Annotated in this window: 12 protein-coding genes and 1 tRNA gene; 5 read left to right on the top strand and 8 right to left on the bottom strand. The window is 64.7% G+C overall.

Features of this window, described 5'->3' with window-relative positions; translation table 11 throughout:
• The first annotated feature begins 58 nt into the window (after positions 1-58).
• The 4 genes from HRU71_11640 to HRU71_11625 all read left to right on the top strand — a co-directional run bounded on the left by HRU71_11640 (position 59) and on the right by HRU71_11625 (position 6383).
• The gene (locus tag HRU71_11640; protein QOJ04094.1) at positions 59-1360 is read left to right on the top strand and encodes a glycosyltransferase family 4 protein; all 1302 of its coding nucleotides are present in this window, start codon (positions 59-61) and stop codon (positions 1358-1360) included.
• Between the two features lie 18 nt (positions 1361-1378).
• Positions 1379-2146 (top strand): ABC transporter ATP-binding protein, encoded by a 768-nt coding sequence (locus tag HRU71_11635; GenBank protein ID QOJ04093.1) that lies wholly within the window; start codon positions 1379-1381, stop codon positions 2144-2146.
• A 9-nt stretch (positions 2147-2155) separates the two neighbouring features.
• The gene (locus HRU71_11630; protein ID QOJ04092.1) at positions 2156-5584 is read left to right on the top strand and encodes an ABC transporter permease; all 3429 of its coding nucleotides are present in this window, start codon (positions 2156-2158) and stop codon (positions 5582-5584) included.
• A 79-nt stretch (positions 5585-5663) separates the two neighbouring features.
• A complete protein-coding gene (locus HRU71_11625) occupies positions 5664-6383 on the top strand; it encodes a class II aldolase/adducin family protein (GenBank protein ID QOJ04091.1) in 720 nt (239 codons plus the stop codon).
• A gap of 6 nt (positions 6384-6389) precedes the next feature.
• On the opposite strand, the gene HRU71_11620 is transcribed toward HRU71_11625, so the two are convergent.
• The 5 genes from HRU71_11620 to HRU71_11600 all read right to left on the bottom strand — a co-directional run bounded on the left by HRU71_11620 (position 6390) and on the right by HRU71_11600 (position 13435).
• Positions 6390-7577 (bottom strand): AAA family ATPase, encoded by a 1188-nt coding sequence (locus HRU71_11620; protein ID QOJ04090.1) that lies wholly within the window; start codon positions 7575-7577, stop codon positions 6390-6392.
• Between the two features lie 109 nt (positions 7578-7686).
• Positions 7687-8139 (bottom strand): Holliday junction resolvase RuvX, encoded by a 453-nt coding sequence (gene ruvX / locus HRU71_11615; GenBank protein ID QOJ04089.1) that lies wholly within the window; start codon positions 8137-8139, stop codon positions 7687-7689.
• 68 nt (positions 8140-8207) lie between these two features.
• Entirely contained in the window at positions 8208-9281 is a 1074-nt protein-coding gene (locus HRU71_11610) for a mannose-1-phosphate guanylyltransferase (protein ID QOJ04088.1), read from the bottom strand.
• Between the two features lie 192 nt (positions 9282-9473).
• A complete protein-coding gene (locus HRU71_11605; GenBank protein QOJ04087.1) occupies positions 9474-11666 on the bottom strand; it encodes a UvrD-helicase domain-containing protein in 2193 nt (730 codons plus the stop codon).
• Between the two features lie 119 nt (positions 11667-11785).
• Positions 11786-13435, bottom strand: a complete 1650-nt coding sequence (locus HRU71_11600) for a dienelactone hydrolase family protein (GenBank protein QOJ04086.1) — start codon at positions 13433-13435, stop codon at positions 11786-11788.
• Positions 13436-13636: 201 nt separating this feature from the next.
• Here HRU71_11600 and HRU71_11595 point away from each other — a divergent pair.
• Positions 13637-13710 (top strand) — tRNA-Arg (locus tag HRU71_11595).
• A gap of 75 nt (positions 13711-13785) precedes the next feature.
• On the opposite strand, the gene HRU71_11590 is transcribed toward HRU71_11595, so the two are convergent.
• From HRU71_11590 to HRU71_11580, 3 genes are all read right to left on the bottom strand, one after another.
• Positions 13786-15648, bottom strand: a complete 1863-nt coding sequence (locus HRU71_11590) for a hypothetical protein (protein QOJ04085.1) — start codon at positions 15646-15648, stop codon at positions 13786-13788.
• 95 nt (positions 15649-15743) lie between these two features.
• On the bottom strand, positions 15744-17153 hold the full coding sequence (locus HRU71_11585) for a tryptophanase (GenBank protein ID QOJ04084.1): 1410 nt from the start codon (positions 17151-17153) through the stop codon (positions 15744-15746).
• A 370-nt stretch (positions 17154-17523) separates the two neighbouring features.
• On the bottom strand, positions 17524-18432 hold the full coding sequence (locus HRU71_11580; protein QOJ04083.1) for a PEP-CTERM sorting domain-containing protein: 909 nt from the start codon (positions 18430-18432) through the stop codon (positions 17524-17526).
• Between the last annotated feature and the right edge of the window lie 14 nt (positions 18433-18446).

The raw sequence follows: 18446 nt of genomic DNA, 5'->3' as shown, positions 1-18446 counted from the left end.
CGGGCTGTCCGAATCCGGGCGGCCCGCTTTTTTTGTGCCACTTCGCGGCAGCATCTGAATGAGACTGGCCTACCTCACCGCCGGCGCCGGAGGCATGCTCTGCGGCAGTTGCATGCGCGATAACACGCTGGCGGCGGCCTTGATTCGCCAGGGTCGCAAGGTGGTCCTCGTACCGGTGTTCACGCCGATCCGCACCGACGAGCGCGACGTGAGCCAGTCGCGCGTGCTGTACGGCGGTATCAACGTTTACCTCCAGAACAAATCGCCGCTCTTTGGGCGTGTCCCGGCGTTTCTGCGACGGATGCTGGATGCGCCGTCGCTGCTGCGAAGCGTGATGCGCTGGGCGGGCGAAACATCCGGCGCGGTCGCGGGCGATTTGACGGCGGCCGTGCTGGAGGGCGAGCGCGGGCCGCTCTCGGTGGAACTGGATGAGTTGATTGAGGCGGTCGGCGCGTTCGAGCCGGACGTGGTTCATCTGCCGGATGTGTTCTTCGTCGGCCTGGCGCGCGAGATCAAACGGCGGCTGGGCGTCGGCGTTGTCTGCACGCTGACCGGCGAGGACATTTTCATCGACAAGCTGCCCGCGGCACAACGGGCGCGCGTTCTGGACCTGATCCGCGCGCGGCAGCGCGACGTGGACGCGTTCATCGCGGTGACGCGCTATTACGGCGACTATGCGTCCCGCGAATTCGCCATCGACGCGGCGAGAATTCACCCTGTCCCGCTCGGCGTGCATACCGATGATTTTGGTCCGGAGGCGCCTCGACCGAGGCCGGCAACGTTCACCGTCGGCTACCTGGCGCGCATCTGCCCGGAGAAAGGCCTGCACCTGCTGATTGACGCATTCAGCCGCCTTCGCGCCGAGGGCCGCGACGTGCGATTGCTCATTGGTGGCTACCTCGGCCGGCCCGAACGTTCATATTTTGACAATTTGCGAAACACCTGGCGCCGCGCCGGCCACGAGGATCGGATCGACTATCGCGGCGAGGTCGATCGCGCCGGCAAGGCCGATCTGCTGCGCGCCTGCACCGTGCTGTCGGTGCCGACGATCTATCGCGAGGCCAAAGGGCTGTCGGTGCTGGAGGCCATGGCACAGGGCGTGCCGGTCGTGCAGCCGGCGCATGGAAGTTTTCCCGAGCTGGTCGGCGATACGGGCGGAGGCCTGCTGTTCGCGCCGCATGATTCGGGTGATCTCGCGGCCAAGCTGGCGAACCTGATGGACGCACCGGAGGAAACGGAGCGCCTGGGAAAGGCTGGACGCGAGGCGGTGCGGTCACGTTATTCTGATACAATCATGGCCCAGTCGGCGTGGCGCGTGTTTGAACAATGCGCACGTGCAGCGGGTCGAATAGTCGATTAGAGGTCGCGGGTGGATGCCATGACGGACGGGACGTCACAGGGGCCGACCACGCCGGATCCGAATGCGCCCGGATCTTCCTTTCGCGTACCCGTCCTCTCCGCCGTGGCCATCGGCAAGGACTACGAGACGCCGCGGGGATCGCTGCAAATCCTCGACGAATGCTCGCTGGAACTGCACCCCGGCGACACGGTCGCGATCATGGGACCGAGCGGATCGGGCAAGAGCACGCTGCTGGCGATCCTCGGCACGCTGGAGCCACCCAGCCGCGGCAGGCTCCTTCTTACTGGCGAAGACCCGTTCGAATTCCCCGAAGCACAACTGGCAGCGTTTCGCAATCGCCAGATCGGTTTCGTCTTTCAGGATCACCTGCTGCTGCCCTATTGCACGGCGCTGGAGAACGTCGTCGTTCCGGCGCTGGCCGGTCCAGATCGTGACGCCGCCGAGCGTGATCCAGCGCAGACATCGGCCCTGACGCGTGCCGAGCAATTGCTTTCGCGCGTGGGCCTGGCCGATCGCATGGATCATCGCCCGGCGGAACTCTCCGGCGGTGAGCGGCAGCGCACGGCGATCGCCCGTGCACTGATCAACCAGCCGCGCCTGCTGCTGGCCGACGAGCCGACGGGCAATCTCGATCGCGCATCGGCCGATGGCGTTGCGCGATTGCTCCTCGACGTTGCGGCGGAGCAGCGCGCGGCGCTGGTGGCGGTGACGCATAGCCGCGCGCTGGCCGATCAATTCAAGCGGCGATACGAACTGGTCGGCGGTCGACTGACGCCGTTGTCTTAGGAGCCTCGTGTGACAATCGGCCGGCTTGTTCGCCACAGCCTGACGTATCACGCGCGCAGCCACTTGGCCGTCGTGCTGTCGGTTCTGGCGGGGTCGGCGGTTCTGACCGGCGCGCTGCTGGTGGGCGATTCGATGCGCGGCAGCCTGCATGCGCAGGCGCTGAAGCGGCTGGCCGGAGTCGATCAAGCCGTCCTCGCGCCGCGATTCTTCACGCAGCAACTTGCCGAATCGGTGCGCGGCACGGCGTCCGGGGCGCGGTCGTGCATTCTGATCTCGGCGCAACTCACCCATGCGGATTCGCGCGCGCGGGAAAACCGCGTCACGGTGATCGGGCTGCCCGTGAGCGATACGGGGCCGGGCGGATCGCCCGCGCGGGAAGATGGCGTGGTGCTCAATGCGGAGTTGGCGCGACGGCTGGGCGCGAAGGCGGGCGACGAGGTGATCATCGCCGTCGCCAAAGCGCAGGTGGTGCCTGCGGAGACGCTGCTGGGTCGGCGCGACGATCTGGCGATGCAGTTTCGACTGCGCGTGTCGGGCATTCTGCCGGCTGATGCGGAGCTGGGCGGGCTGGCACTTTCGCCCGGAACCCAATTGCCGCTCAACGCGTTTGTTGATCTCGCCGAATTGCAGAAGCGGCTTCGGCAGGAGGGCCGCGTCAACGCGATCCTTCACTTTGGCGCCGTCTCGTTCCAGGAACGCGGGGAGCCTGTCATCGAGGCGGCGCTGCGGCGCGCAGCGACGCTCGCGGATTACGATCTCTCACTCCGCGTGGATGAGGCGCGAGGGTACGTCTCGCTCGAGACGCGGCGCATCCTACTGGAACCACCCGTCGAAAAAGCAGCACGTGAAGCGGCCGCGGCGCTGGGGGTGGTCCTTGATCCGATACTGACCTATCTCGTGAACGATCTTTCGCGGACCGATCAGCCGGAGGGGATCCCGTACTCCGTCGCAACGGCCATCGAGTCCGAGCGCGGGCTGACGCTTTCCGATGGCTCGCCCGCGCTGCCGCTGCATGATGGCGACATTTATATTAATACGTGGGCCGCGGAGGACCTGGCCGCGAAGGTCGGCGACGTGCTTCGACTGCGTTACTTCGTGAGCCGCCCATTCGGCAAGCTGGAAGAGTCCACGACGACGCTGACGCTGCGCGGCATTGTACGAATGACCGGCGCGGCAGCCGACCCCGGACTGACGCCGACGTACGAAGGCATCACGACGACGAATCGCCTGTCGGAGTGGGACGCGCCGTTCCCCATGGACATGAAGCGTATACGCCCGAAGGACGAGGACTACTGGGACAAACATCGTGCCACGCCGAAGGCCTTCGTCGCATTAACGACGGGTCGGCGGCTTTGGGCCGAGGCCGATGCGCCGTTCGGAACGTTGACTTCAATACACGTTTATCCAGCGAACTCCGGCATGGAAGGCGTCACGAACCAAGCCGGCAACGTGAGCCCGCGGGCGTCAGGCGATCCGGCGTTGTTGGCTGCGCGTTTCGAACAGGAGTTGTTGCGCCGCCTGGACCCGTCCGAGATGGGCCTTCGCGTTGATGATCTGCGCGGCCGGGTGGAGCGCGCCGCGGCCGGCAGCACCGATTTCGGCATGTTGTTTCTGGGATTCAGCCTGTTTCTGATCGCCGCGGCGTTCCTGCTGGTCGTTCTGATCTTTCGACTCGGCATCGAGCGGCGCGCGGGGGAGATCGGCCTGCTGTTGGCGCTGGGCTTCGAGGTGCGCACCGCGTCGCGGCTGCTGTTGATCGAGGGCGGTCTGCTCGCGCTGGTTGGCGTAGCCGGTGGGACAGCCGCTGCACTGGGCTACGCGTGGCTGATGCTGACAGGATTGCAAACGTGGTGGGCGCTGCCCGGGAGCGTCACGTTTCTGTCGCTGCACTGCGATGGAAGCGCCCTGTGGATCGGCCCGATCGCCGGATTCGTTCCCGCCGTCGCGATGATCGCGTGGAGCAGTCGCGGGATGGCGCGCCGCTCGGCTCGATCCCTGATGGCCGGCGAGATCGAATCGCCATCCACGGCGCGCGGCGCAGCTTCGCCGTGGTCGACGCGCCTCTCGGTGCTGTGTGCGGTAGCAGCGTGCCTCGTTGCGATACTGGGCGCGCAACGCGGCTCCACGGGAGCGCCGGCGGCGTTCTTCAGCGCCGGCGCGCTGGTGCTGATCGCCGGCTTGTCAGGGCTGCGCGCATGGATGCGCGCCGATTCGCGCCGCCCCATCGCCCCCGGTTCTGGCGCCCTGCTACGACTGGGTGTTCGCAACGCGCGGCGACATCCCGGCCGCAGCCTGCTCGCCGGCGGACTGATCGCCTGCGCGACATTCGTCGTCATATCGGTCGGCCTCTACCGCCGCGACGTGACCCAGACGGACTTCGCGCGGTCCGGCGGCCTGGGCGGCTTCTCCCTGATGGCGCAGTCCATCGCGCCGATCGCCGAGGACCTCGGCGATCCGCGCAGTCGCGCCACGATCGGACTCGCGCCGGAGACTGCCCAACTTCTTCGCGGCTCGTCGATTCAGTCGTTTCGCGTTCAACCCGGCGAGGACGCCAGTTGCGAGAACCTGTACCGCGTGAGCCGCCCGCGCATCCTTGGGGCGACCGACGCGATGATCGGGCGCGGCGGATTCTCCTTCACCTCACACCTCGACGCCTCCCCCGCCGAGCGCCTGAATCCGTGGAAGCTGCTCCATCGCACGTTCGACGACGGCGCGATTCCGGTCATTGCCGACGCCAACACCACGACGTGGTTGCTCAAGTTGTCGCTCGGCGACGACTGGCTCGCGGTCGACGAGCGCGGCCGGCCGGTCAAGCTGCGCCTCGTCGCCACGCTGGTCGGCAGCGTGTTGCAGGGCGAGTTGATCATCGCCGAATCGAACTTCAAGCGGCTGTATCCATCCATCGCGGGCTATTCGTTTTTTCTGATCGACGTGCCGCCGGAGCGCGCCGAGCAGGTGGAGTCGGCTCTGGAGCACGATCTGTCCTATCTCGGCTTCGACGCGACGCACACGGCCTCACGGCTGGCGGGCTACCTGGCGATAGAAAACACCTATTTGTCAACATTCCAATCCCTCGGCGGGCTGGGTCTGGTGCTGGGCACGCTCGGTCTCGCGGCGGTCATGCTGCGCAGCGTCCTGGAGCGCCGCCGCGAGCTGGCGCTGCTGCGAGCGGTCGGTATGAGCCGCGTGAAACTGCGGTTCCTTGTGCTCGTGGAAAATGCCGCGCTGCTGGCGGCGGGCTTACTCATCGGGATCGCGGCGTCGGCCGTGGCGGTCGGACCGCAACTCGCGGGGTCGTCACAGCAGGCATCGGATGCACCGTGGAACCAACTTGCGCTGACCCTGCTGCTCTGCACCGGCTGCGGGATGGCGGCCAGCGCCTGGGCGGCGCGCACGGCGTCCCGCGCGCCGCTCCTGGCATCGCTCCGGCGAGATTGAACCACAACTTGGACGGGCCGTGCGCAATCCGTTACCTTCTTATGAGTTCAAACACACCCTGACGCAGCGCGAGCAGCGAATGATCAGCGAATGGCAATTGCGACGGGAACTGGCCGACATCGCCCGCCGCGTCTATGACCGCGGCCTCGTCGCCGGCACCGACGGGAACGTTTCGGCTCGCGCGGGGCCTGACCGCTTCCTCGTGTCACCGAGCGGCTCGTGCCTCGGCATGATCGATCCGGGGGACTTCGTGCTCATCGACGGGTCCGGTCGGCCGATTCTCGGACGCGGCAAACCATCGAGCGAGCGGTGGATGCATCTCGCGGCCTACGCCGAGCGGCCGGACATCGGCGCCGCGATTCACGCGCACCCGCCGACAACGATTGCCTTCACCGTTGCCGGACTGACCATCGATCCTTGCGCCCTGCCGGAGGTGATTCTTGCATTCGGCCAGGTGCCGGTGACGGCCTATGCGACGCCCGCGACGGTGGAGGGCGCCACGGTCGTGCGCGAGTTGATCCGTCGTTACGACGCCTTGGTGCTCGACCGGCACGGTTCGATCACCGTGGGCAAGACGGCCGCCGACGCGTTCTTCAAATTGGAGAAACTCGAACACGGCTCGCACGTGCTGTTCATGGCGCATCAACTGGGCCAGACGCGCGCGTTGCCGCCGGAGGAAATCGCCAAGCTGGCGGCGTTGCGTGAACAGATGGGGATCGGCCGTGCCTCCGACGTGCCGCCGACCTGCATGCCCGGCACGCCGCTGCCGCGCATCACGCCGACCGGGGAACGGTACTAACGATGTTCATCCGAACCGGCCGCGTTCTTTCGGCGCGCCGGTGCGAAGCAGGTTGAGTTGATAATCCCCGATGTACCCGCGCGACTGGAAGTATTGGAACAGTTCCTCCACCGATGTGAAGACTTTCGTCGCCGTCTCGGTCACAAAGGGCGACGGTTCCTTCTTCGGCCGCCAGATGACGAAAACCTCTTTGGTCCCCTCAAATGCATGCTGCAACTCGCGCTCGACGCCGCTGGACAGGCCGGGGATGCCGCCCGTCAGCTCGGGGATGTAGCTCACGATCATGTCGGACTGGTCGATCAGCTTGAAGTCGCGGGCATAGATTTGCCCGTCGATGTCCCGGGCCACGCTGGTGACATCGGTGACGTTGAAGACCAGGTCGCGGCGATTGACGGCCAGCTTGAACGTCTGCTCGCCGCGCTTCGTCGCCTCGGCCGCTTCAAAAAGCAGGCGCTTTTCGTCCAAATCACCGGGATCGAAGCAGATGAAATGCTCGGCCAGTGCGTCGCGGAAGCCGTCGATCTCCGCCAGCACATCGGGCATGTCCATCACGTGCGACATGGGGAAGCTGGGATAGATGCGCTTGCGGTCTTTCTCGAACATGAGCCGGACGAGCGACTTGGCCGTAGCCCCCTCCTGCCCGCGGGCGAGGACGTAGAAGCGCCCATGGCCGCAGATGGCGTGCGAGAGGATTTCCGTCGCGAGAATCTCCTCCTCGCGCCAGACCATGATGTCCTTCAGTGTGTGAGCCAAGTCGTGATCGCGCAGCAGCCGCTCGTGGATCGCATCGACGTTGTCCACCAGCGTGATGTAAAGATCGGCATCCAGCGCGGTCATCTGATCGAAGTCGAACGCCTCGAACAACCCATGCTTCCAGCGAAACGTGGCGTGCGTGTTGATGATGACGTTCGGCGACTTCTCCGCAGTGGCGAGGATATCCTTGAAAGCCGCCCGGCGCAGGCTGTTCAGCCGCGTCCGAGGCAGATCGAGGATGCGGCCGCGCACCACGTCGGGCGCCTCGGCATACATCATGTCGCCGACGTTGAGCAGCTTCACGTCGTGCCCGCGCTCGGCGGCGATGCGGACGACCTCTTCCAGGAACTGCTTCTTGTCCACACCGACCTGCCCGGTGACGACGACGCGCACGCCCTCGTGCCGCGGCTTGCCGAACAACGTCGAAGCTGCTTTTGCCATGCTGCGTCTCCTTGACCGGCCCCGCTCGGGGTCAGCGGATCAACCGTTCGCTCTCTTTCCTTGTAATAGTAACCGCTCGACGGCGGGTCGAAAATCGTGCCGCGGCGCGTTATCGGCCCGGCAACACGGATTCGGGGTTATCCAGATAGGCCTGCAAAATGCGCTGCGCCGCGACGGCATCCAGGCGGCCGCTTTGCTTCGCGCGGCGCTGGCCGCTTCGACGGCCGCCGTGCAGCTCGTGCAGGGCATCGGCCGCCGCCATGGATGAGAGTCGCTCGTCCTGAAAATAGACTGGTTTCGCGGATAGCCGTTCCAACTCGGCGGCGAAACGGCGGGTCAGCGCCGTCTGCTGCGAATCGCTGTCATCCATACTCAACGGCAGACCGACGACAAACGCGACCGCCCCCTGCTCCGCGCCGGCGTCGACCATGGCCCGGGCATCCCGCGTCACGTCGTTGCGACCGGCCAGTGCCGTCAGCGGCACGGCCACCTTCGTTTCGAGGTCCGCAACGGCGATGCCGATCCGCGTCGTGCCGTAGTCGATGCCGAGGATGCGTTGCATGGACGGTATTGTATCATCCCGGGCAGATTTGGATTGACAGCCGATTCCGAACCAGATCGCTTCGGCGTTTACTCGTACCGCGTGCCGTAGTCCCGGCCGATTTCGTCGAGCAGATCCTTCAGCCGGTCGATCTGGCTCTTGTGGCAGATGAGCGTCGCGTCGGCGCTCTGGACAATGACCAGATCGCTGACGCCAATCGCCGCAATCAGGTGGTCTTCTTCGCTGACCACGATGTTGCCCTTTGCCGCCAGGGCCGCCACCCGCGTCGCCGATATCGTGTTCCCTGCGCCGTCCGCACCGACCACCGCCGGGAGGCTCGTCCAATGACCCAGATCGTGCCATTCCAGCGGCATCTCGACCACGAGGACCTTCGCCGCTTTCTCCATCACGGCGTAATCGATGCTTGTCTTCGTCAGCGTCGGGTACACTTCCGCCGCGGCGCGTGTGCCCGCCTCACTGCCCCACCGTGGCGCCACCCGCGCCAGCGCCTCCCATGCCTGCGGCAGATGACGTTGCAACGCCGACACAATCGTCGGCAGCCGCCAGACGAACATGCCGCTGTTCCAATCGTGCGCGCCGCCGATCATGTACTGCTTCGCCGTCGCCGCGTCGGGCTTTTCGCGAAAGGACTTCACGGCAAACACGCCGGGCGAGACCGGCTCGCCGCGCTCGATGTAGCCCATCTGCGTGCTCGGCTCGGTCGGGCGAATGCCAAACGTCACCAGGGCGTCGGCATGGGTCTCGGCCGCCTCGTACCCCCGTGCAACGATTTCGCTGAAAGTCTGAATCGGGCGGATGAGATGATCGGCCGTGAAGACCCCCATCGTGCAGCCGGACCGGCGTTCGTTCAGAATCGCCGCCGCCAGGGCAATCGCGTTGGCGGTATCGCGGCCGACCGGTTCGCCGATAAGATTCTCGCGCGGGATGCCTTCCAGTTGCCCGGCGATCGCATCGAGATGCCGCTCCAGCGCGACGACGAAGATGTCCGACGGAGCGAGGCGCAAGCGCAGGCGGTCGTAGGCATGGCGCAGCAGGCTCCGACCTTCGACGATGCGAAGCAACTGTTTGGGACGATCCGCGCGGCTAAGCGGCCACAACCGCCGACCCGATCCGCCGGCGAGAATAACGGCGACGTGATTCATCAAACCGCGGCCCTCACCACGCTTCTTACGATCCGAGCTTCCATCAACATGCCTCTCTCGTTTCGTCCAACACGGGCTTCGCGCAGTCTAAGTGGCACCGCAACGAGCATTCACTTGTGGCCCGGGTGTCTCGCCTGTGATTCACCGGCGGGACGCCGGTGCCACACCCTATGAATCATTCTGCGGCTCCACTTAGCATTCTCCGTCCATGATGTATAACGACACATGCTCCAGTGCGAAGCTGCGCTCGCCGCAGTCGAAGTGGATGCGTACATACGGCGTTCGGCCGCGCGTCTCCACGGTCAGCACCGTGCCCTCGCCGTATTCGTCGTGCCGCACGCGCTGGCCGGGATAATACCCTGACGCGTCGAACGACTCTTCGCCCTCGTTGAATTCGCCGAGGTGACTGCGTGCCCGATCGCGCTCGATCTCGAACGACTCATGCTCAACGCCCTCCGCCGGCAGTTCGCTCAAGAAGCGCGACGCCGTCGAGCGCTCCGTGATGCCGCGCGTCATGCGGTATTTCGCGTGCGTGATCGTCAGCGAGTCCATCGCCCGCGTCATCCCCACGAAGAACAATCTCCGCTCCTCCTCGATGTCGTCCTCGCCCTCGCGCAGCGCCCGCCGATGCGGCAGCAGATTTTCCTCCAGCCCGGCGATGTACACCAGCGGAAACTCCAGCCCCTTCGCCGTGTGCAGCGTCATCAACGTCACCGCGCCGCCCTGCTCGTCCAGCGCGTCCGTGTCCGACACGAGGCTGATCTGTTGCAACCAGTCCGTCAGCGTGCCATCGGGGTTGTCCTGATCGAACTGCCGCGCTGCTGTCACCAATTCCCGCACGTTTTCCACGGCGTCGCTTTCCAGCCAGCCCGAGGCATCACCACCGAGCGATCGCTGCCCACCCCCGGCCGACGGGTCAAACCCCGCCTCGCTCAAAACGGCCTCCACGATCGGCCGCACAGGCTGCGCCGACATTGCGCGCAAGTGACGCATCAGGCTCGTGAAGCCCGCGAGCTTCTTCCCCACCGCACCGCCCCCGGCCGCGAGCTGCTCCAGCGCGTCGCTCACGGTGATCCCCTGCTGTTCGGCAAGCGCGCGAATCTTTGCCTGCGTGGCCGCGCCGATCCCACGCGAGGGATTGCTCATCGCGCGGAACAACGCCGGTTGATCGGCCGGGTTCACGATGGCTCGCAGATACGCCAGCACGTCGCGAATTTCCTTGCGGTTGTAGAATTCCACGCCGCGCGCGATTTGATAGGGAATGCCCGCCGCGCGCAACGCGTCTTCAATCGCACGGCTCATCGCATTGACGCGATAGAACACGGCGACGTCGCCGCCGGTTCGCCCCTCGCGCAGGTGCCAGGCGATGTCCTCCGCGATGCGCTGCGCCTCGGCGCGCTCGTCCTCGCAGCGCCACACGCGCACGGCCGGACCGGTCTCCTGTTCGGTCCAGAGCGCCTTGTCCTTGCGCCGCTGGTTGCAGGCGATGACGGCGGACGCGGCAGCGAGGATCGCCCCGGTCGATCGGAAGTTCTGCTCCAATCGGATCACCGTTGCGTCGGGATATTCCTCTTCGAAATCGAGGATGTTTTGAATGTTCGCGCCCCGCCACGCATAGATGGATTGATCGGGGTCGCCCGTCGCGCAGATGTTCCGCCGCGCCGCCGCGAGACGGCTGGCGATGATGTATTGCGCATGGTTCGTGTCCTGGTATTCGTCAATCAGAAGGTAGCGAAAGCGATCCGACAGCGCCGCGCGGACGTCGTCCTGCTCGGTCAACAGGCGCGCCGCGAGCATCAGCAAATCATCAAAGTCCACCGCCTGATTGCGGGCCAGCAGCGCCTGATAGGCCTCGTAGATGCGCGCGACCGTCCGGCCGTGAAAGTCCGTCGCCTGCTCGGCGAAGGCCTGCGGCGTCAGGAGGTTGTTCTTCGCGTCGCTGATGGCGTGCTCGACGGAGGACGGCGTCCAGTTCTCCACGCGCAGTTCGCACGCCTCAATCGCCTCGCGAACGAGTTTGGCCCGGTCGCCGTCATCCAGAATCGTGAACGAACGCGACACCCCCGCCGCATCGGCGTACAGCCGCAGCAACCGCGCGCACAGACTGTGGAACGTGCAGACCCACATCCGCGCGTAGGGGTTGTCCCCCAGCGCGCCCAGCTCCGCAATGCGCTCGCGCATTTCGCCCGCCGCCTTGTTCGTGAACGTGATCGCCAGCACCTGGTCGGGCGAGGCAACCGTCGCCGCGATGTACGCGGCGCGACGCGTAATCACGCGCGTCTTGCCCGAGCCGGCGCCCGCCAGAACCAGCAAAGGCCCGTCGGTATGCGCGACGGCCTGCTTCTGCGGCTCGGTCAGATCATCAAACAATGCGTCGGCGTCCATGAACCCTCGCCCCGATTCGCGCGCATTGTACCCGCCAACCGGCGCGTCGGCGCACCGGCCGCGCTCACGTTTGCGATCGCGCGCGCCGGTCGCCGTATGAAAGGGTGGCTGGCCTGCTGTTACTTGTTCAGGACGAACTTCAGCGCGTCGGCCAGCATCTCGTCCGCGTCGGAGGGATAGGCATGGCCGCCGTCGTAGGCCTTGACCGAGACCTTCGCGCCGCTTTGCTTGAACTTCTCGGCCGCCTTCCTGTTGGAGTCGAGGATTTCGTCCTCGTCGTCCGAGCCATAGAGGATGCACACGCGCAGGTTTTTCACCGCGTCGTCATCAAAGGACGATTCCGACTCCTTGCAGAGACCACAAACCGGAATCACGCCGCAGAAGGTATCGGGATTACGCAGCGCCAGGGCGTACGCGATCTGCCCGCCCTGTGAGAACCCGGCGATGACGATCTTCTTCTTGTCGATGTTCTGCTTGTCCATCACGTCGTCGATCGCCGACATGATGTTCTCCTCGATCTCGTCGAGGTTGTCGCCCCAGTTGTACGACGAGCCGCGCTGATTCGTCCCCTGTGGCGTCAACAGAATCGCCCCGACGCGCGCCGCCGCTTCGCGCCACGTTTCCTTCTCCTCCATTGCCGAACTGCCGAACCCGTGCAACGCCACAACCAGCGGCGCCGCCTTGCTCTTGTTCAACCCCTTGGGCGTTGTTACTTCGTAACGGAATCCGACCTTCTTGTCGGCCGAGCCGCGCTGACCGACGCGCGCCGCCGGCGGCCGCAGATTCTTGGCCTTCTCCAGCAGCTTCTTGTAGCGCGCGTCCTTGCGGATGTGGTCCAGGTCGCTGTCGCCCTCCATCTGCGCCGCCATATCACGCGTAAACCCCCCGCCGGCGCCGATGGCTTCCTCCAGATACTTGAACGCTTCGTCGGTGTTCTTCTTCAACGCGTGCATGCACGCCATGTTGTACGACGTGAGCGAAATCAACCCGCCCACCTCGGACGCTTTGGCGATCTCATACGCCTTGGTCGCCAAATCCAGCGCCTTGTCTTTATCTCCCTCGCTGGAAACCTTGATCAATTCCTGCGTCAGCTCGTTGATTTTCTCGCTCGCCTCCTGCGGCGACAGCTTCTTGACCACTTTCTTCGGCTTGGTTTCCGGCTTCGGCTTGTCGCCTTCGTCCTCATCCTCGGGTTGCCGATTGCCGGCCTTTTTCTCCGGTGCGGGAGGGTCCTTCTTGCGCACGTCGGCCACGCCGCCGCCGTGCTTCGTTGTGTCCGAGGTCGCCGCTCGAATGCGCCGAATCAGCGCGCGGAATCGATCTTCGCCGCGAATCGTGCGGAAATCCGAATCCTCGATCAGCCCGTCGGCGTCGCGATAGCCCGCATCGATCGCCTTCTCCAGCCACTTGTAGGCCTCATCATGCTTCCCGAGCAGGCAGTTCATGCACGCCACGTTGTACATCGCGTACACTTCATTCGGCTGCATCGCCTGAATCTTCTCGGCGGTCTTCAGCGCCGCTTCGTAATTCCCGCTGCGATACTCGCTGCGAAGTTGCTTCTGTAACGCGGTCAGACTCGCCGGCTTCTCATCCGGCCCGGCATACGTCACCGGCGACCAAAACACAGCCACCGCCAAACCGACAGCCGCCGCCATCACGCGCACGCGCCGCTCCGCCGACGACCGAATGATCCAGACGGATGCCTCATCCCTCGCCATCCCCCTGCCGTCCGAGGCGATGACCCGCTTCAACCCCTTGCGCGTACTCATGGTTGTGTCTCCTTCAGACTGCTACGTGTCTATTCCTGTTTGATTGGCTTGCCGCGGGTATTATAACGCGACCCCTCTCGCAAGGCCGCTCGACTCCCCGCCGTCACCGGCCGCTGCTGCGACGGAGGCTGCTTGACGGCACCAAGGCGTTTACACCTCGTGTTCGGAGGCTCAATGAGCGGATATGATGATGGGAACGAGGCGCCCGTAGCTCAGCCGGATAGAGCATCGGATTTCTAATCCGACGGTCGGGGGTTCGAATCCCTCCGGGCGCGTTGCAACCCGCGTTATTTTGCCGCCATGCGGGGTTCGGGCGCATGCCGCGACAGCCCAGCGCCCCCTAGCAGAAGCTATTGCTTTAGCATCGCCGCGACGAACAGCACAAGATCATCGCCGTTCAGCACCGCGTCCGGTTGCATGTTCGCAGCACAAAAGGCGGCTCCGGCGGGACCTAGCGAGTGGTTCAACAGCAGATCGACAAAGCCGCCGACATCCGCGCCGTTGAGCAACCCGTCACCATTGACGTCGCCGCTGCCGGCCTCGGCACAGTTGGGAACCGCCGTCTCGGCCATTTCCATCAGGTATCCGTAGTGGGGCGGAGCGACATCGCTCAACGGGTTCCCGTGGCCGTCCTGCGTCCATTGCTTGGCGTCCACGAGCGCGCGCCAGGCGCGTCGATAGAGCAATCTGGCGCGCACGCGGACGTCGCCGCTGGTTTGTGGCAACGAGAAGGTGTATTGCGTGGCGTCCGATTCCAGGGCGGCGATTCGATTGTCGAAAATGTTGCCGGTCGCATCGGTGAAGAAGGCGGGGAAGTTGTTCTGGGCATCGTGCGGGACTTTGGCATAGAGCTTGCCGGGGCGACCGCCGTAATGGCCTTGTGCCGGATTTCCGACACCGCCCAGGATGTGGACCGTGGGGCCGTTTGCGAGTGGCAGCAGATCGGTGATCGGATCGCCGCCATCGGGCCAGGCTTCGACCAGCAGGATCATGTTGCGCGTGGTGACACCGGTGGGGACATGATGACCCGTGCCGGTATTGGTCAGGGTGACGTTCACGGTCAGTTCGCTGTCGACAACCGAAGTCGTCATGCCCAGGGAAACAGCATTTTCGAGGAACAGAGGCGTCGTGCCGCGAATATCATGCGAGCGAATCGTGCCGACTTGGCGTTCCAGCGGCGGCCAGATCACCTCGCAGAGCGTGGTGTGCTCCGTGGGCGGCATGTGACAGGTAATGCAATTGGCATACATCGGCGACTGCGGATCGCTGTAGGGCGACTGGGCCCATTCGGTGTAGGTCGGCTCGGAGATGGGGCCGGTGTAGGTGTGATTCTCGTCCGGATCGCTGCGATCCTGGTGGCAGGCGCCGCAGACCTCGGCCGCCAGCTGGGGCTGATACGAAGGCCGCATCAGCGTGGGGACGTTGTACGTGGCGTCGCCGAGCATGCCGTACATGACTTCGTTGGGAAATTGGCCAGCCGGTCGCGTGAAGAGGACGGCGCCGGGGAAGATGCCGGGGAAATCAATTCGTGAGACGTCGACGTTGGCGACCTTGTGACAGACGCTGCACGAGATGCCGTGTGCGGCAGCAGGCGAGGGATAGTTGGGATCCTGCGGTCCTTCCATTCGGCTGAAGGGAGCGGGGATCCAGGATTCGGGCTGATGACAGGAGGCGCACTCGGAGTTGGGATTGGTCGGCGCATAGATGGAGTCGCGCGTGTAGACAAAGCCGCCAAGACCTCCCGGCGTCCCCATGCCATTGTAGATGTCGTGCACCCAGGTGTTCAGCCCGCCGCGCGCCATCGGTGAGTCATTCCACTCATTGAACTGATTCGGGTGGCAGAAGCCGCAGGCCTCGATCGGTTCGCGAAAGGCGTAAGCCGGGTCGTCGTCCTGCGGCACGGGTTCAAGAAAGATCTGCACACCAGAAGCGGGCGGTGTGAGCGTGACGCCGGCGTTGAAGTAACCCTTGGCGGCGCCCACGATCACGCGCTCGGTGCCGGCGCGCACCGGCAAGGTGAACGAGCCGTCGGCTTGCGTGAAGACGTGTGTCGTCGTCGCCTGGAGCGTCACCTTGGCGCCGGCGATGGGGGCAAAGTCGCCCTGGCGCAGGACGTAGCCGGTGATTTGTTCCGCCTGAAGCGCGTCGCTCGAAACCAGCACAAAGACGACGAGGCAGGCCATCATCCACTCGAACATGCGTCGCGGCGTCATGTCTCACTCCTCCGCGCGGACCGAATACACGATAACTTGATCCGCTTATAGATAATATACCGCGCTTCGCACAAGGGCGTCAATTCCCCGCCGGATCAACCCGCGGTTTCGATCTCTTCAAACCGCGCCGTGAAATGACGCAGGACGGGAGGCTCGTACGTCATGCGAAGTCCGCGAAGCGCTCGGCGATGTTCGTGGACCTCGCTCGCGGCCTCGATGACGTAATCGATGTGGCTCTGCGTATAAACCCGCCGTGGCAAGGCCAGACGCACCAGTTCGAGCCGAGGCCGTTTCGGAGGCTGCGGGACGGCGGGTAAGCTCGGCGCGGGCGAGCCGGTTTTCGCGCCGAACATCACGCTCCCGATCTCGACGGCTCGAATGCCGCCCGTGCGAAAAAGTGCGCACACGACTGCCTGGCCCGGAAACTGATGCGCCGGGATCTGCGGGCACATCGCGGCGGCATCGAGGTAGATCGCATGGCCGCCGGGCGGCTGAACGATCGGGATGCCGATGGCGGACAACTTCTCGCCGAGGTACTCCACGCTGCGAATTCGATAGGCGAGATAGTCCTCCTGCACGACCTCCTCGAACCCCTGGGCCATCGCTTCGAGATCGCGCCCGGCCAGACCGCCGTAGGTGATGAACCCCTCGGTGAGAATGAGCAGATTGCTGGCCGCGTGAAGCAGCTTCTCGTCGCGCAGCAGAAGCAATCCGCCGATGTTGACCAGTCCGTCCTTCTTGGCGCTGATCGTCGCGCCGTCGGCCAGCGCGAAGACCTCGTGCACGATCTCGCGGATCGAGCGGTCGGCCATGCCCGGCTCGCGCTGCTTGATGAGGTAGGCGTTCTCTGCAAAGCGACATGCGTCGAGAAATAACGGCAGGCCCTGTTCGCGGCACACCGCCTTCACCGCTCGCAGGTTCTCGAGGCTCACCGGCTGCCCGCCGCCGCTGTTGTTCGTGATGGTCATCATCACGAGCGGGATGCGATCCGCTCCGACCTCCGCGATCAGCCGGCGCAGCGCCGCCACATCCATGTTGCCCTTGAACGGATGGCGGTTGGCCGGATCGGCCGCTTCGGGAATCGGCAGATCGACCGCCCGCGCGCCGGAATGCTCGACGTTTGCGCGCGTCGTGTCGAAATGGGCGTTATTGGGGACCACTTTGCCCGGCCCGCCCACGAGTTCGAAGAGGATGCGTTCGCTCGCACGGCCCTGATGCGTCGGCAATACATGTTCAAAGCCGGTCAGCTCGGTGATGCGATCCTGAAACCGGAAGAAACTCGCCGCGCCGGCATAGGACTCGTCGCCGCGCATGATGCCGGCCCACTGCTCCGACGACATCGCCCCCGTGCCGCTATCGGTAAGCAAATCGATCAGCACGTCCTCCGCCGGTACGCGGAAGAGATTGAAATGTGCCTCGCGCAGGATGCGCTCCCGCTGCTCCCGCGTGGTCATTCGAATCGGCTCGACCGACTTGATCCGAAACGGCTCGATGATCGTCTTCATGAAAATGATCCCTGCTGCGATCCGCCGGGCTTTGGATGCGGCCACGGGTCCCGACCGGCCACCGCAAGCCCAACCGCGTCCACCATCCATTGATATAGCCCCTCTGCAAGCATCAGGCCAGTCCCGTCGTCACGGTTGGAGACGCCTGTCGTTCGATCAAACTCGGATCAATCATCGCCGTCGGGATGCGTGCTTCGCTTGACGTTGGTGAAGCTGCGCGTCGCTGCGGAGTAATCCGCACTCGTCGGATGGGCGCGGGGCATTCTTGTTGGGCACCGTCCTGGCTCGCCAAAGCAAAAGCCCTCGACCAACTGGTGCATGGTCGAGGGCTTTGTTTGATTCATCCGTGGACGCAGCGCGTCAGGACCGTTCAGGCACAGCGCGAACGCCGGCGAAGCGCCAATCCCGCGGCAACGAGAAGCAGCATGCCGGCCGCCGGCTCCGGCACAAAGCAGTTCGAGTTATTCTCGAAGCGGTGGCGCGGCGTCACCTGGCCGTCGGGCGACATGCCGTCGTAGTATTCATTCATGGTGGTGATGAAGTCGTTGGTCGCACCGGCGGTCCCCCACAGGGACGGCTCAATCCGGCCGATGAGATTATTTCCGCCTGGTTGAACAATGACTTCGAACCCCCAGAAGAACGAGCCGATCACGCGGCTCTCCCGGAATCCGTCCGGTCCCGGATTGTTGGCAATGCAGGTGAGTGCCAGCTCGGCAAACCAGTCCTGATGGCCCCAAGCATACGGCCGGGCCGGGAAATCGGTGAAACCGAGCGTGGGCGCGGGGTTGGGATTGACGCCTGGAAGCAGGCTTTCGTACGGATAGACAGGTGTCGTCGCATCCGCGTCGGGGAACGGGCCGTTCTGATTCTGCGGATTAAAGCCCCAGTCATTGGCGCCGTTGGTGGTGGTGTCGCGTCCGACAATCTGAACCCAATGCAGCGCAAAGCCGGGCTTGACGGTGATGCCGTCGGCCATGAAGAAGCCGCCGGTCAGCGCGCCGCCTCCGCCCGGGGAGGGGTTGCCGGCGGCGTTCCACGTGTTGTAATCAAACCTGATCGTGCCGGCGTTGAGGTTCTTGACGTTGTCCGTGACCTCGCGATCAAACTGGGTGAAGTTATTGCCGTAGGACTGGACGGTGACGCCGTTCGGCAGGACGTAGGGCGTGTTCGGCGGGAAGTAACGATTTTGACCGAAGGCCGGACTTGTTGAGATGACGCATCCAACAAGGCCCAACACGAACCCCATCCCCGCGCGCGTCGTTCGCAGATTCCAAGACATGGTACGCACCTCCG

The sequence above is a fragment of the Planctomycetia bacterium genome (assembly GCA_015200345.1).
GTDB lineage: Bacteria > Planctomycetota > Phycisphaerae > UBA1845 > UTPLA1 > PLA3.
Note: the sequence above shows the minus strand (reverse complement) of the source record. Positions and strands in the feature narration are given on the sequence as shown.

What these genes read in the sequence shown, in the direction of transcription:
- HRU71_11640 (QOJ04094.1), top strand. Translation starts at nt 59, where the DNA reads ATGAGACTGGCCTACCTCACCGCCGGCGCCGGAGGCATGCTCTGCGGC.
- HRU71_11635 (QOJ04093.1), top strand. Translation starts at nt 1,379, where the DNA reads ATGACGGACGGGACGTCACAGGGGCCGACCACGCCGGATCCGAATGCG.
- HRU71_11625 (QOJ04091.1), top strand. Translation starts at nt 5,664, where the DNA reads ATGATCAGCGAATGGCAATTGCGACGGGAACTGGCCGACATCGCCCGC.
- HRU71_11620 (QOJ04090.1), bottom strand. Translation starts at nt 7,577, where the DNA reads ATGGCAAAAGCAGCTTCGACGTTGTTCGGCAAGCCGCGGCACGAGGGC.
- ruvX (QOJ04089.1), bottom strand. Translation starts at nt 8,139, where the DNA reads ATGCAACGCATCCTCGGCATCGACTACGGCACGACGCGGATCGGCATC.
- HRU71_11610 (QOJ04088.1), bottom strand. Translation starts at nt 9,281, where the DNA reads ATGAATCACGTCGCCGTTATTCTCGCCGGCGGATCGGGTCGGCGGTTG.
- HRU71_11605 (QOJ04087.1), bottom strand. Translation starts at nt 11,666, where the DNA reads ATGGACGCCGACGCATTGTTTGATGATCTGACCGAGCCGCAGAAGCAG.
- HRU71_11600 (QOJ04086.1), bottom strand. Translation starts at nt 13,435, where the DNA reads ATGAGTACGCGCAAGGGGTTGAAGCGGGTCATCGCCTCGGACGGCAGG.
- HRU71_11590 (QOJ04085.1), bottom strand. Translation starts at nt 15,648, where the DNA reads ATGACGCCGCGACGCATGTTCGAGTGGATGATGGCCTGCCTCGTCGTC.
- HRU71_11585 (QOJ04084.1), bottom strand. Translation starts at nt 17,153, where the DNA reads ATGAAGACGATCATCGAGCCGTTTCGGATCAAGTCGGTCGAGCCGATT.
- HRU71_11580 (QOJ04083.1), bottom strand. Translation starts at nt 18,432, where the DNA reads ATGTCTTGGAATCTGCGAACGACGCGCGCGGGGATGGGGTTCGTGTTG.